At 71.4% G+C, this 12,685-nt stretch carries 12 protein-coding genes; 5 read left to right on the forward strand and 7 right to left on the reverse strand.

Annotated features, from left to right (window positions below; all coding sequences use genetic code 11):
- Window positions 1-95 precede the first annotated feature (95 nt).
- Window positions 96-767, forward strand: a complete 672-nt coding sequence (locus J2Y69_RS13335; protein WP_310021542.1) for a TetR family transcriptional regulator — start codon at window positions 96-98, stop codon at window positions 765-767.
- Window positions 768-771: 4 nt separating this feature from the next.
- Here the strand turns inward: J2Y69_RS13335 and J2Y69_RS13340 are convergent, their stop codons facing one another.
- Window positions 772-1,113 (reverse strand): hypothetical protein, encoded by a 342-nt coding sequence (locus J2Y69_RS13340; protein WP_310021544.1) that lies wholly within the window; start codon window positions 1,111-1,113, stop codon window positions 772-774.
- A 185-nt stretch (window positions 1,114-1,298) separates the two neighbouring features.
- On the opposite strand from J2Y69_RS13340, the gene J2Y69_RS13345 reads away from it, so the two are divergent.
- The 3 genes from J2Y69_RS13345 to J2Y69_RS13355 all read left to right on the forward strand — a co-directional run bounded on the left by J2Y69_RS13345 (window position 1,299) and on the right by J2Y69_RS13355 (window position 5,181).
- Window positions 1,299-2,531 carry an acyl-CoA dehydrogenase family protein gene (locus J2Y69_RS13345; protein WP_310021546.1) on the forward strand — a complete coding sequence of 411 codons (1,233 nt, stop codon included), beginning with the start codon at window positions 1,299-1,301 and terminating at the stop codon, window positions 2,529-2,531.
- Between the two features lie 25 nt (window positions 2,532-2,556).
- Complete coding sequence (locus J2Y69_RS13350; protein WP_310021548.1) at window positions 2,557-4,005, forward strand: phytoene desaturase family protein; 1,449 nt, start codon at window positions 2,557-2,559, stop codon at window positions 4,003-4,005.
- A 132-nt stretch (window positions 4,006-4,137) separates the two neighbouring features.
- Window positions 4,138-5,181, forward strand: coding sequence for an ATP-dependent DNA ligase (locus tag J2Y69_RS13355; RefSeq protein ID WP_310021550.1), 1,044 nt, complete (start codon window positions 4,138-4,140; stop codon window positions 5,179-5,181).
- A 267-nt stretch (window positions 5,182-5,448) separates the two neighbouring features.
- Here J2Y69_RS13355 and ligD read toward each other — a convergent pair whose 3' ends face one another.
- Both ligD and J2Y69_RS13365 read right to left on the reverse strand, forming a co-directional pair.
- Window positions 5,449-6,525 carry a non-homologous end-joining DNA ligase gene (gene ligD / locus J2Y69_RS13360; protein WP_310021552.1) on the reverse strand — a complete coding sequence of 359 codons (1,077 nt, stop codon included), beginning with the start codon at window positions 6,523-6,525 and terminating at the stop codon, window positions 5,449-5,451.
- A 58-nt stretch (window positions 6,526-6,583) separates the two neighbouring features.
- The gene (locus J2Y69_RS13365) at window positions 6,584-7,474 is read right to left on the reverse strand and encodes a LysR family transcriptional regulator ArgP (RefSeq protein WP_310021554.1); all 891 of its coding nucleotides are present in this window, start codon (window positions 7,472-7,474) and stop codon (window positions 6,584-6,586) included.
- A gap of 70 nt (window positions 7,475-7,544) precedes the next feature.
- Here J2Y69_RS13365 and J2Y69_RS13370 point away from each other — a divergent pair, with 70 nt between their 5' ends.
- Window positions 7,545-8,261, forward strand: a complete 717-nt coding sequence (locus tag J2Y69_RS13370) for a LysE/ArgO family amino acid transporter (RefSeq protein ID WP_310021556.1) — start codon at window positions 7,545-7,547, stop codon at window positions 8,259-8,261.
- Window positions 8,262-8,758: 497 nt separating this feature from the next.
- Here the strand turns inward: J2Y69_RS13370 and rplA are convergent, their stop codons facing one another.
- The 4 genes from rplA to J2Y69_RS13390 form a co-directional block, all read right to left on the reverse strand.
- The gene (gene rplA / locus J2Y69_RS13375; RefSeq protein WP_310021559.1) at window positions 8,759-9,448 is read right to left on the reverse strand and encodes a 50S ribosomal protein L1; all 690 of its coding nucleotides are present in this window, start codon (window positions 9,446-9,448) and stop codon (window positions 8,759-8,761) included.
- 11 nt (window positions 9,449-9,459) lie between these two features.
- Complete coding sequence (gene rplK, locus J2Y69_RS13380; protein ID WP_310021561.1) at window positions 9,460-9,891, reverse strand: 50S ribosomal protein L11; 432 nt, start codon at window positions 9,889-9,891, stop codon at window positions 9,460-9,462.
- A gap of 119 nt (window positions 9,892-10,010) precedes the next feature.
- The gene (locus tag J2Y69_RS13385; RefSeq protein ID WP_310021563.1) at window positions 10,011-11,189 is read right to left on the reverse strand and encodes a lipid-transfer protein; all 1,179 of its coding nucleotides are present in this window, start codon (window positions 11,187-11,189) and stop codon (window positions 10,011-10,013) included.
- Complete coding sequence (locus J2Y69_RS13390) at window positions 11,186-12,646, reverse strand: class I adenylate-forming enzyme family protein (RefSeq protein WP_310021565.1); 1,461 nt, start codon at window positions 12,644-12,646, stop codon at window positions 11,186-11,188. Before J2Y69_RS13390 ends, J2Y69_RS13385 begins: the two co-directional genes overlap by 4 nt.
- Window positions 12,647-12,685: the final 39 nt, after the last annotated feature.

Here is a 12,685-nt window from a genome sequence, read left to right on the forward strand (position 1 = left end):
CCCTCAGCTTACCCCCTCCCTCTGAACGGGACATGTCGCCCTCCCCAGCCGCCGCGGACCGCCCCGTGACCCCCGAGGGAATAGGCTCTGCTCCTATGACCGAGCACGCCGACGTGTCCCCCGCACGCACCGCCGTGGTCGCCGCCGCACTCGACCTCTTCGCGTCACGCGGCTTCGATGCGACCTCCGTCGAGCAGATCGCGAAGGCCTCCGGGATCTCGCGATCCACCTTCTTCCGCCAGTTCGGCGGCAAGGACGACGTCGTCTTCGCCGACCACGAGGAGCTGCTCGCCGCGATGCGGAGCTATCTCGACCGCCCGCACGCGAATCCCTGGCTCGCGGTCTGCGAGGCCTCCGTGATGGTCTTCCGCCGGTTCGCGGCGGACCCGGACCTCGCACGGCGCCGCTACCAGGTCGTCCGGCAGGAGCCGGTGCTGCGCGACAGGGAGATCGTCACCGTCTTCCGGTACGAGCGCCTCTTCGACGACTACCTCCGCCGCTCCGTCCCCGGCCTTGACCCTCTCGACGCCGTCGGCTTCGCCGCGCTCGTGACCGCCGTGCACAACCATGTGCTGCGCCGGCTCCTCCGAGGAGCGCGGACGCCGGTGACCGTGCTCCGCCACGCCCTCGACGACGCGATGCGCCGGTTCGGCGTTCACCCCGACGCCGACGCCGGACACGATGACGACGCCGTCGTGGTGGCCGTGTTCCCGCGGTCCATGCCGATGTCCGAGATCGCACGCCGACTGCAGCAGGACCTGGCGTAGGCCCTCATTCGGGCATGACCCGGCGCGAGAGCGCCTGGATGTCGCCGTCCATGCCGTCCAGTCGTCGCTCCACCCGGTCCAGCCTCGACTCCACGCCGTCAAGCCGGTGCCCGACGTGGTCGAACCGGAGGGCCATCTCCGCGCGCAACTCCGTGCGCACCTCGTCGATCCGATGGCCGACCTCGTCGATCCGGCGTCCGACCTCATCGAATCGCTGATCGACGCCGCGGAACTGCGTCGAGATCGTGCGCATCATCAGCTGCGTCGTCACCGTGATCGTCCCGATGAACGCCGCGGCCAGCACACCGATCACCGTCCACACCTGAGGCTCCGTCACCGCGATCATCCCCCAATCCTGTCGCCGATGTCCCGATGATTCCAGGAGACGGACGGGTGGGATCGCCGTCACCCCACGATCGGTGGAGAACCCGATCCGATGAACCCCTGTGGAGAGAAGGCGAACGTCGCCGCATCGCGGTACGCTGTCCCATGCCAGATGAGACTCAGTCTCACCATTCGGATGGAGTGCCCATGAACAGCGCAGCCCCCTTCCCCGGCGAGAGCGTGTCGTCCTACGACGTCACCGGCCGCCGCGGCTCCGACTACTACGCGGTCTTCTCCGATATCCCTGCCGCCGATCGTGAGGCGTGGGAGCGCGCGCAGGCGTACGTGGACGAGATCGCCCCGCGGATGGTCCAGGCCTGGGATCGCGCGGAGTATCCGCTCGAGGCGGCGCGACGGATGGGCGAGCTCGACCTCGTCGTCGACGGCATCGACCACCCGGACCTCACCCGCCTCTCGCCGCTCGCCGCTGGCCTGGTCAACATGGAGATCTCCCGCGGGGACGGGTCGCTCGGCACCATCCTCGCCGTGCAGGGCGGACTCGCACTGCGCACCCTCGCGCTGTTCGGCAGCCCCGAGCAGCAGGGACGCTGGCTCACGCCCCTCGCCGACGCGAGCGTCCTCGGGTCCTTCGCGCTGACCGAGCCCGATCACGGCTCCGACTCCGTGTCCCTTGAGACGGTCGCCCGTCGCGACGGCGGGGAATGGGTCATCCGCGGGGCGAAGAAGTGGATCGGCAACGGCGCGTCCGGGGGCGTCACGTTCGTCTGGGCGCGCGTGGACGACGAGGGAGCGCAGGAGCACGGTGCCGTGCGCTGCTTCCTCGTCGAGCAGGAGACGCCGGGGTATCAGGCCACCGTCATCCAGGGGAAGGCGTCGCTGCGCGGCATCCACCAGGCCCACCTGCGGTTCGACGACATGCGGGTGCCCCTCGATGCTGTTCTCCCCGGCACGAAGAGCTTCAAGGACGCGTCCACCGTCCTCTACGCCACCCGCTCGGGCGTCGCCTGGTCGGCGCTCGGCCACGCGACCGCCTGCTACGAGGCCGCACTGACATATGCCACCCAGCGCATCCAGTTCGGCAAGCCGCTGGCGAAGTTCCAGATGGTCCAGGAACGGCTCACCCACATGCTCGAGGACCTCACCTCGATGCAGCTGTTCTGCCGTCGGATGGCGGACCTCGAGACGGCGGGGGAGCTGCGGCCGACGCAGGCGTCGCTGGCGAAGTTCCACAACACGCGCGCCGCACGCCGCATCGCCTCGATCGCGCGCGACCTCCTCGGCGGCAACGGCATCCTGCTCGAGAACGGCGTGATGCAGCACATGGCCGACATCGAGGCCATCCACACCTACGAGGGCACCGAGAGCGTCCAGGCGCTGCTCCTCGGACGGGACATCACCGGCATGAGCGCCTTCGTCTGACCGTCGCCCGTGGGAGACTGATCCCATGCCCCAAGCGACCGTCGTCGGAAGCGGGCCCAACGGGCTGGCAGCCGCGGTGGTCCTCGCCCGCACCGGATATCGCGTGCGGGTCGTCGAGGCTGCTGCCCGCTACGGCGGCGGTGTTCGGACGGAGGCCGCCACGCTCCCCGGCTTCGTGCACGACGTGTGCTCGGCCGTCCACCCCGCCGCCTACGCCTCGCCCTTCTTCCGCGCCTTCGGACTGGATCGCATCGACTGGATCATTCCGGAAGCGGCATATGCGCACCCGCTCGACGGAGGGCGGGCCGCGATCGCCTGGCACGACATCGATCGGACGGCGGAGGCGCTCGGCCCCGACGCTCGAGCCTGGCTCGCCCTGGTCCGTCCCCTGAGCCGCCGCATCGAGGAGCTGACGGAGTTCACCGGCTCCTCCCTCCTCCGCCTCCCCCGGCACCCGATCACCGCGGTCCGCTACGGGCTGCGCATGCTCGAGCAGGGCACCGCATGGGGCCGGCACGCCTTCCGCACCCCGGAGGCCGCCGCCCTCCTGGCCGGCGTGGTCGCGCACGCCAACAGCCCGCTGCCGTCGCTCAGCGGCGCCGCCGCCGGCCTCCTCCTCGCCGCCCACGCCCACGCGGGCGGCTGGCCCTATCCGCGGGGCGGGGCGCAACGGATCGCCGACGCCCTCGTCGACGATCTCCGCGCGCATGGCGGGACCGTCGAGACGGGCGTCGAGGTCTCCGACCTCTCCGCCCTGGACTGGGGCGATCCCGCCCGCGGCGACCTGCTGGTGCTGAACGCCTCGCCCCGGCTCGCGCTGACCCTTCCCGACGTCCCCGCCCGCTACGCCAGGGCGATCCGCTCATACCGATACGGCGCCGCGGCGGCCAAGGTCGACTTCGCCCTCGACGGACCGGTCCCCTGGGCGAACCCCGAAGTGGCCCGCTCCCCCACCGTGCACGTCGGGGGCCCGCGGGAGGAGGTCTGGGCGAGCGAGAACGCCGTCGCCCGAGGAAGAGTAAGCGAGACGCCCTATGTGCTGACGGTGCAGCCCTCCGTCCTGGACGACACCCGCGCCCCGGAGGGCAAGCAGGCTTTCTGGGCCTACATCCACGTGCCGGCAGGGTCGGACCTCGATGCGACCGCGATCATCACCGAGCGTATCGAGCGGTTCGCGCCCGGGTTCCGCGACCGGATCCTCGCCTCGCACGCCGTCACCGCACGGGAGCGTCCACGGATCAACCCCGCCGAGATCGGCGGAGACGTCTTCGGCGGCGCGTTCACGATGGCGCAGGCGGTGAAGCGTCCCGCCGTCTCCCCCGCCCCCTGGCGGACCCCGATGCCCGGGGTCTACCTCGCCTCGGCGGCGACGCCCCCAGGTCCCGGCGTCAGCGGCATGGCCGGTTGGCACGCCGCGCGCACCGCGCTCGCCGATGCTGGACGACACGTCCACCTCGACGACGTGTTCGCCTGAGCACTTCGCCTCGACGCTTCGCCTCGACTCGACTCTTCGGCTGGGCTCTTCGGCTGGGCTCTTCGGCTGGCCGCGGCCGACACGTCACATCCAGGTGCTGACGCGGACGACGAGGTGCGCTTACATGGATCCATGCGCTACGACATCCCGGCTCCCATGCTCGCCAAGGCGGCGCCCGGCATCCCCGACCCGGAGCGGACGCCGGGCGGTCTGCTGTACGAGCCCAAGTGGGACGGGTTCCGCGGCCTCGTCGCCTGGGACGGCGAGGAGCTGGTGATCGGTTCGCGCGGTGCGAAGCCGCTCACCCGCTACTTCCCCGAGCTCGTCGAGGCGCTTCCCGCGCTCCTCCCCGGCCCCTGCCTGCTCGACGGCGAGATCGTCGTGGCGACCGGCTCCGCGGGATCGCAGCGGCTGGATTGGGAGGCGCTCAGCGCGCGCATCCACCCCGCAGCCTCCCGGGTGCAGCGTCTGTCCGCCGAGACACCCGCCATGTTCATCGCCTTCGACCTGCTCGCCGACGGCGACGAGGACCTGCAGCCGCTCCCATTCGCGGAACGGCGCGCCCGACTGGAGGCGCTGCTGACCGGCGCGGCGCATCCACTGCACCTGACGCGGACCACCGAGGACGCGGACCTCGCACGGCGCTGGCTCGCGGAGTTCGAGGGCGCGGGCCTCGACGGGGTCGTGGCGAAGCCGCTCGCCCAGCCGTACGCCCCCGGCAAGCGGACGCTCCTCAAGGTGAAGCACGCCCGGACCGCCGATGTGGTCGCGCTCGGATACCGCGTCCACAAGAGCGGCTCCGGCGTCAGCTCCCTCCTGGTCGGGCTGTACGGCGAGGACGGCGTCCTGCGACAGGTGGGCGGGGTCGCCGCGTGGAGCGACGTCCGACGACAGGAGCTCGTCGAGGAGCTCGCGCCGCTCGTGGAGCGCGACGATGCGGGAGAGGTCGTCACCGACGCCGGCGAGCGGTCGCGGTTCACCGGGGCGAAGGACGTCTCGTTCGTGCGACTGCGCCCCGAGCGCGTCCTCGAAGTGCGCTACGACCAGTTGGAGGGATGGCGGTTCCGCCACACGGTCCAGTTCGAACGCTGGCGCGCCGACCGCGATCCGCGCTCGTGCACCTACGACCAGCTCGACACCGTCGCCGGCTACGACCTCGCCTCCGTGATCGACTGAACCCGCGCTTTTCCCGGCGCCCCTGTCCCGATATCCGGCGTCCGTGTCCCGATATCCGGCGTCCGTGTCCCACTTCCCGGCGCCCGTGTCCTACTTCCCGGCGCCCATGTCCCGATATTCGGCGACCGTGTCCCACTTCTGGTCGCTCAGAGCTCCGTTGACCACCAGAATCGGGACACGGTCCAGAGGCCGGGACACGCTCCAGAGGCCGGGACACGGCCCAGAATCGGAACACGGTCCAGAGGGACGCCCGGATCGGCGGAGCCGTCAGTCGTCGACGCGGTGTCCGTCGTCGTCCCAGTTCGCGGCGACCTTCTTGCTCGGCGGCACACGAGGGGGCTCACCGGGCATCTTCGGGAACTCCGGAGGGAACGGCAGCTCGCCGAGGCCGTTCCCGACATCGCGCTCCCACCACTCCAGCAGCACGTCGATGCGCCCGGCGCTCTCCGGCATCCGCGCCCAGGGATCGCCGATGTCCGCCAGACGCTGCGGGATCGTCCGCAGCGTGAAACGCGAGGGATCCAGCTCGTCCAGCTCGTCCCATTCGAGCGGCGTCGACACGGTGGCTCCGGGCAGTGCGCGCGGACTGTACGCCCCTGCCATCGTGCGGTCGCGGTTCGCCTGATTGAAGTCCACGAAGATCCGCTCGCCCCGCTCCTCCTTCCACCAGTTCGTCGTCACGCGATCCGGCATGCGTCGTTCGAGCTCGCGTCCCGCGGCGATCACCGCATGCCGGACGACGAGGAACTCGTGCTCCGGGACGATCGGGCAGAACACGTGCAGCCCCCGGTTGCCGCTCGTCTTGATGAAGGGTTCGAGCCCCGCCTCGCGCAGCACGTCACGCAGTTCCCGGGCGGCGACGACCGCCTCGGGGATCCCGGTCCCCGGCTGCGGGTCCAGGTCGATCCGCAGCTCGACCGGGTCGTCCGTGTCCTCCGCGAGCGAGGCCCACGGGTGGAAGACGACCGTGTTCATCTGCACGGCCCAGACGGTCGCTGCGGCCTCCGTGAGGACGATCTGCGGATGACGGCGACCGCTGTTGTAGGTCACCGTCACGCTCTCGACGAAGTCGGGCGTGCCCTTGGGCGGGTTCTTGGAGAAGAAGCTCTCCCCTCCGATCCCGGCGCGGAAGCGCTCCAGCGAGACCGGACGATGCCCGTTCGCCGCGAGGAAGGGCGTGGAGACGGTCTGCACGTACTCGGCGAGCTCCGCCTTGGTGATCGGCGTCCCCGCCCCCGGCCCCTGCTCCGGGGCCGGCCAGACGGCGCGGTTCGGACTGGACAGGTCGACGACGCGGTCTCCGTCCGGACCCGGGACGGTCAGCGTGATGCGCTCTGAGGCCATGCCATGACCCTACGGCCCCGCCCCGCGTCTCGCCACAGGCGCCCGACGCGACCGCCGCTCAGCCCAGGACCCTGCCCGCCTCGGCCCTGACCTCGGCGGCGATCGCGTCGAGCAGACGGGATCGCAGGTTCCACTGCTGCCAGAACAGCGGCATGGCCGTCTCCTCCTCGGCCAACCGGACGAGCCGTCCGGCCCTCAGACCCTCCTCCGCCTGCACGACCGGCAGCAGCCCCCAGCCGAGACCGAGCTCCACGGCGCGCGCGAAGTCGTACGTCGCCGGAACGTAGTGCCGCGGGACCGCCCACGGATCGACGCCGCGAGCGCGCAGCCAGTCGTGCTGGAGCGTGTCGCGCCGGTCGAAGTCGACGAACGGCGCCGCGGCGAGCGCCTCCGTGGTCGCCCCGTCCGGGAACCAGCGGCCATCGAACCCGACGGCGGCGACGGGCGTGTAGCGCAGCACGCCGAGAGGGGTGACCGTGCATCCGCCGACCGGGGCGGACTCCGCGGTGACCGCCGCCATGACGGTCCCGGACTCCAGGAGCCGCGCGGTGAAGTTCTGATCGTCCCGATGCAGGTCGAACTCGACGTGGTGCTCCTCGGCGAGCCGGGCGAGCGGTGCCAGGAACCAGGTCGCCATGGAGTCGGCGTTGACCGCGAGCGACACCCGGATGCGCGTCGTCCCCTCGTCCGCGCCGAGCCCGAACCCTGCGACGACATCCCGTTCGAGGAGCGCGATCTGCCGGGCGAGACGGGCCACCGCCTCCCCCGCCTCCGTGGGCCGGGCGGGCTTCGATCGCACGAGGAGAACGCGACCGAGCTGCTCCTCGAGCGCCTTGACGCGCTGGCTGACCGCGGACGGGGTGACGTGCAGCCTCCGCGCCGCCCGATCGAAGGTCCCCTCGTCGATGACCGCGGCGACGGTCTGGGCGAGAGCCGGATCGATGTTCATGAAGCGATACTAATGATCCTTAAGTTATCTTCGCTTCTGTTCATGATGACGGTCGACGTAGTGTCGATCCGTGCTCACCGTCCTCTCCGGCCTCGGCCTCGGCCTCTCGCTCATCATCGCGATCGGCGCTCAGAACGTGTTCGTGCTGCGTCAGGGCCTCCGTCGCGAGCACGTCCTGCCCATCGTGCTGATCTGCGCGGTCTCCGATGCGGCGCTGATCCTCGCCGGTGTCGCCGGGCTCGGCTTCCTCATCCAGACCGCACCCTGGCTCGTGGTCGTCGCCCGCTGGGCGGGCGCCGCCTTCCTCATCGTCTACGGGCTGCTCGCCGCACGACGCGCATGGCGCCCGAGCGGCGAGGCGCTGGACACCACGGCGGGGCAGGCCTCCGGGCGCGCGGAGACTGTCGCACCGATGGCGGGCACCAGCGGTGCGGGTGTCGCAGACGTCCGGGTCGCGGGCGCGGGCGTCCGGGTCGCGACGACGTCGACGCGACTCGGACCGGCGATCCTGACCGTCCTCGCCCTCACCTGGCTGAATCCACACGTGTACCTCGACACCGTGCTCATGCTGGGCTCGGTCGCCGCGACCCATGGCGATCAGCGCTGGCTGTTCGCGGCCGGCGCGATCGCGGCCAGCTTCTTCTGGTTCACGGCCCTCGGATTCGGCGCGCGCTATCTCGGACGCTGGCTGCGGACGCCGCGCGCCTGGCGCATCCTCGACGCGGTGATCGCGATCGTGATGATCGGGCTGGGTGTCGGGCTCGTGCTCCCCGTGATCACCGGCTGACCGGCGGGGCGCCGGTGGCGGGCGCGGAGATATCCGGCCCGCTGTCGGACGGCCCACCTCCGGCCGGCTCGATCCCATCCTGCCGGCCCGAATCCACTCGGCCCGCATCCCGTCGGCCTGATCCCACTCGGCCGGCTCGCATCCTGCCGACCCGATCCCACCCGGCCCGCCCGATCTCACCCGGCCGGCTCGCATCCTGTCGGACCGATCACAGCCCGTCGGCCATTCCCGGCCCATCGATCCGACACCGTTGCATCGGCCCGACGGATTGCCCGGCGAGCCGCCCCGCAGGATACCCCGCCCGCACCTGCCCCGGCGAGCCGCCCCGCCCCATCCCCCGCCGAGACTGCAACTGCGTTCCGAGACAGCAGGAAAATCACGCAGTCTCGGAACGCAGTTGCAGTCTCGCGGTCGGGAGCGCCGGGCCGAGGAACGCCGGCCGAGCCGGGGAACGAAGAAGGCCCCCGCGGAAGCGAGGGCCTTCTTCATACAGTCGCTCAGATGGCGTTGACGTCCAGCGGGATGCCGGGGCCGAACGTGGTCGACACGGCGCCCTTCTGGATGTAACGGCCCTTGGAGCTCGACGGCTTGAGGCGCACGATCTCCTCGAGCGCCGCGCCGATGTTCTCGTCCAGCTGCTCGGCGGTGAAGGAGGCCTTGCCGACGACGAAGTGCACGTTGGCGTGCTTGTCGACGCGGAACTCGATCTTTCCGCCCTTGATCTCCTCGACGGCCTTGGCCGGGTTCGGGGTCACGGTGCCGGTCTTCGGGTTCGGCATCAGGCCGCGGGGGCCGAGCACCTTGCCGAGACGTCCGACCTGGCCCATGAGCTCCGGGGTCGAGACGGCGGCGTCGAACGAGGTCCAGCCGCCGGCGACCTTCTCGATGAGCTCGGCGCCGCCGACCTCATCGGCGCCCGCGGCGATCGCTGCCTCGGCCGCGGGGCCGGTGGCGAAGACGATGACGCGGGCGGTCTTGCCGGTGCCGTGCGGGAGGATGACGGTGCCGCGCACCATCTGGTCGGCCTTGCGCGGGTCGACGGAGAGCTTCAGCGCGACCTCGACGGTGGAGTCGAACTTCGCAGAGCCCGTCTCCTTCGCGAGCGCGACGGCCTCGGTCGGGGTGTAGAAGCGGTCCGCCTCGATCTTCGCGACGGCGTTCTGGTAAGCCTTGGACTTGGTAGCCATTGTTATCTCCCTCAGCCCTCGACCGTGATGCCCATGGAGCGCGCGGTCCCGGCGATGATCTTCGACGCGGAGTCGATGTCGTTCGCGTTCAGGTCAGCGCCCTTGGTCTCGGCGATCTGACGGATCTGGTCCATCGTGATCTTGCCGACCTTGACCGTGTGCGGCGTGGCCGAGCCCTTCTGCAGGCCGGCGGCCTTCTTGATGAGCTCCGCGGCCGGCGGGGTCTTCAGGATGAAGGTGAAGCTGCGGTCCTCGTAGACGGTGATCTCCACGGGGATGACGTTGCCGCGCTGCGACTCGGTCGCGGCGTTGTACGCCTTGCAGAACTCCATGATGTTGACGCCGTGCTGACCGAGCGCAGGCCCGATCGGCGGCGCCGGGTTGGCGGCGCCGGCGTTGATCTGAAGCTTGATCAGGCCGGTCACCTTCTTCTTCGGTGCCATGTCTCTTCCTTTCTCGAGCGGATGCCTTCTGCACCCGCTCTCCCGCGGATCCGGCCGTTCCGGAACGCGGTGGTGCTCGCGGGCACGCCGAAGCGGACCGCAAACCACAGAAGTCTACCTCATCCAAGGCCTCGGACGGACTCGTAGAGCGTGACGACGCAGGCGCTTCCGAGACCGAGGTTGTGCTGCAGCGCGAGCGTCGCGCCCTCCACCTGCCGCGCACCCGCGCGGCCCCGCAGCTGGCCGACCAGCTCGGCGCACTGCGCGAGGCCGGTCGCCCCGAGCGGATGCCCCTTGGACAGCAGCCCGCCGGAGGGGTTGGTCACGACGCGTCCGCCGTAGGTGTTCTGTCCCTCCCGCACGAAGCGCGTCGCCGTCCCCTCGGGCGTCAGCCGCAGCGCCTCGTAGGAGATCACCTCGTTCGCGGTGAAGCAGTCGTGCAGCTCGGCGACCGGGATCTCCTCCGGGTCGACGCCGGCGGCCTCGTACACGGCGTCCGCCGCCCGGCGCGCGATCCCCGCGCCGATGAGCGCGATGGGGTCCCCCGCGAACGAGTCGGGGAGGTCGCTGGTCATCGACTGCGCCCTGATGCGGACCGATGCGTCGAGCCCGCGGCTGCGGGCGAAGTCCTCGCTGCAGAGGATCGCGGCCGCCGCCCCGCAGGTCGGCGGGCAGCACTGCAGCCGGGTCAGCGGGCCGAACACGTGCGGCGACCCCAGCACCTCCTCCACCGTCACGGGGTCGCGGAAGACCGCGGCCGGGTTCGACGCGGCGTGCCGGCGCGCCTTGACCGCCACCTCGGCGAACAGCGAGACGTCCGCGTCATACCGGTCCAGGTACGCGCGCCCGGCGGCGCCGAAGTAGCGCGCGGCGACCGGCGCCTCCGGCTCGTCCTCGGGCAGCCGCTCGGCGAAGCGCCAGAGGGAGTCCGGCCGATCGACGTAGGTGGGCGCGATGGCTCCGCGGGCCATCTGCTCGAATCCGAGGACCAGGACGCAGTCGGCGGTGCCGGAGAGGATCGCCTGCCTGCCCAGCCACAGCGCGGTCGATCCGCTGGCGCACCAGTTGTTGACGTTGACGACCGGGATGCCCGTCGGCCCGAGCCCGTACAGCGCCGTCTGCCCCGCCGCCGAGTCGGCGTAGACGTAGCCGACGAAGGCCTGGTCCACGTCCGCGAGCACGATGCCCGCGTCGCCGAGCGCGCGGCGCGCCGCCTCCGCGCCCATCCGGTCGTAGCTCTCGCTGTGCCTGGGAGTGGCGAACGGGATCATCCCGACGCCGGCGACGACGACGCTCACACTCGCTCCTTCAGCGCGCGGCGGAGCGCGGGCTTGTCGATCTTGCCCACCGGGTTCTTCGGGATCGCGGCGAGGATCGTGACCGCCTCCGGTCGCTTGTAGCGCGCGAGCAGCCCGGCCACGTGCGCGGCGAGATCCTCCGGCGTCGCCGTCCCTCCCGGTGCGAGCGAGACGAAGGCGACGGGGACCTCGCCCAGCACCTCGTCTGTTCGGCCGACCACGGCGGCCTCATGGACCTCCGGGTGCGTGTAGAGCGCGTTCTCGATCTCCTTCGGGTAGACGTTCTCGCCGCCGCGGATGATCATGTCCTTGATGCGGTCGACGATCCGGAGATAGCCGTCCTCGTCGAAGCACCCGATGTCGCCGGTGTGGAGCCAACCGTCGACGATCGTCCGCGCCGTCTCCTCCGGTCGCCCGAGGTATCCCGACATCACGACCGGCCCCGCGATCACGACCTCGCCCGCCTCGCCCGTCGGGACCGGCTCCCCGTCCTCGCCGACCACCGCGACCCGCTGGCCGGGCAGCGGCAGCCCGACGGTGCCGGGCTTGCGGATCCCCCGGAGCGGGTTGATGGTCGATGCGGTCGTCGTCTCGCTCAGGCCGTAGCCCTCGACGATCGTGATGCCGAACCGCGACTCGAAGCGCACGATCGCCTCCGCCGGCATCGGCGCCGCGCCGCACACCGCGAAGCGCACCGAGGATGCGTCGGGCCGGACCTCCTCCGGCAGCGTGGACAGCAGCGCATAGATCGCCGGGACGGCGGAGAAGTAGGTGGGGCGATGACGGGCGACGTCGTCGAAGAACCGGTCGCGGGAGAACCGTCCGGTGATGGTGACCTGCCCCCCGGCGCGCAGCGGCGTCAGCGTCCCCAGGACGATCCCGTTGGCGTGGAAGAGCGGGAGCACGAGCAGGCTGTGGTCGTTCGCGCCGAGCTCGAACCACTCCGCGAACGAGGAGGTCATCGCGTCGAGGTTCGCGTGCGTGAGCATCACCCCCTTGGGGCTGCCCGTCGTGCCGCTGGTGTAGATCAGCAGTGCGAGCTCCGTGTCGGAGCGGGGGCTCTGGGGAGGCAGGGTCCCTGGATCGCCCGCGGCGAGCTCCCCCGGGTCCAGGACGGGGATGCCGAGGACCCGGTCGCCGGCCTCGGCGACGACCAGGCGCGCTCCGGCGTCCTCGGCCTGGTAGCGCGCCTCCGCATCGCCGAGGACCGGGTTGATCGGCGTCGCCGCCGCCCCCAGCCGCCAGGCCGCGAAGAGCGTGACGATGAGGTCGACGCGGTTCGGCAGCAGGACCGCGACCACGTCCCCCTCGCCGACGCCGTGCGCAGCGAGGACGGCGGCCGCGCTCTCGCAGCGGCGGAGGAGCGCGGCGCTGTCGAGCTCCTCCGTGTCGTCGCGGATCGCGGGCGCGGCGGGATACGCCGCCGCCCGCCGCGATGGCAGGTTCGCGAAGTGCATGGGACTCCCCTCCGGGCGGCGCCGTCGCCGGCGCCGCCC

Origin of the sequence: Microbacterium resistens (genome assembly GCF_031456305.1) — a bacterium.
Classification (GTDB): domain Bacteria; phylum Actinomycetota; class Actinomycetes; order Actinomycetales; family Microbacteriaceae; genus Microbacterium; species Microbacterium resistens_A.

What these genes read in the sequence shown, in the direction of transcription:
- J2Y69_RS13335 (WP_310021542.1), top strand. Translation starts at nt 96, where the DNA reads ATGACCGAGCACGCCGACGTGTCCCCCGCACGCACCGCCGTGGTCGCC.
- J2Y69_RS13340 (WP_310021544.1), bottom strand. Translation starts at nt 1,113, where the DNA reads ATGATCGCGGTGACGGAGCCTCAGGTGTGGACGGTGATCGGTGTGCTG.
- J2Y69_RS13345 (WP_310021546.1), top strand. Translation starts at nt 1,299, where the DNA reads ATGAACAGCGCAGCCCCCTTCCCCGGCGAGAGCGTGTCGTCCTACGAC.
- J2Y69_RS13350 (WP_310021548.1), top strand. Translation starts at nt 2,557, where the DNA reads ATGCCCCAAGCGACCGTCGTCGGAAGCGGGCCCAACGGGCTGGCAGCC.
- J2Y69_RS13355 (WP_310021550.1), top strand. Translation starts at nt 4,138, where the DNA reads ATGCGCTACGACATCCCGGCTCCCATGCTCGCCAAGGCGGCGCCCGGC.
- ligD (WP_310021552.1), bottom strand. Translation starts at nt 6,525, where the DNA reads ATGGCCTCAGAGCGCATCACGCTGACCGTCCCGGGTCCGGACGGAGAC.
- J2Y69_RS13365 (WP_310021554.1), bottom strand. Translation starts at nt 7,474, where the DNA reads ATGAACATCGATCCGGCTCTCGCCCAGACCGTCGCCGCGGTCATCGAC.
- rplA (WP_310021559.1), bottom strand. Translation starts at nt 9,448, where the DNA reads ATGGCTACCAAGTCCAAGGCTTACCAGAACGCCGTCGCGAAGATCGAG.
- rplK (WP_310021561.1), bottom strand. Translation starts at nt 9,891, where the DNA reads ATGGCACCGAAGAAGAAGGTGACCGGCCTGATCAAGCTTCAGATCAAC.
- J2Y69_RS13390 (WP_310021565.1), bottom strand. Translation starts at nt 12,646, where the DNA reads ATGCACTTCGCGAACCTGCCATCGCGGCGGGCGGCGGCGTATCCCGCC.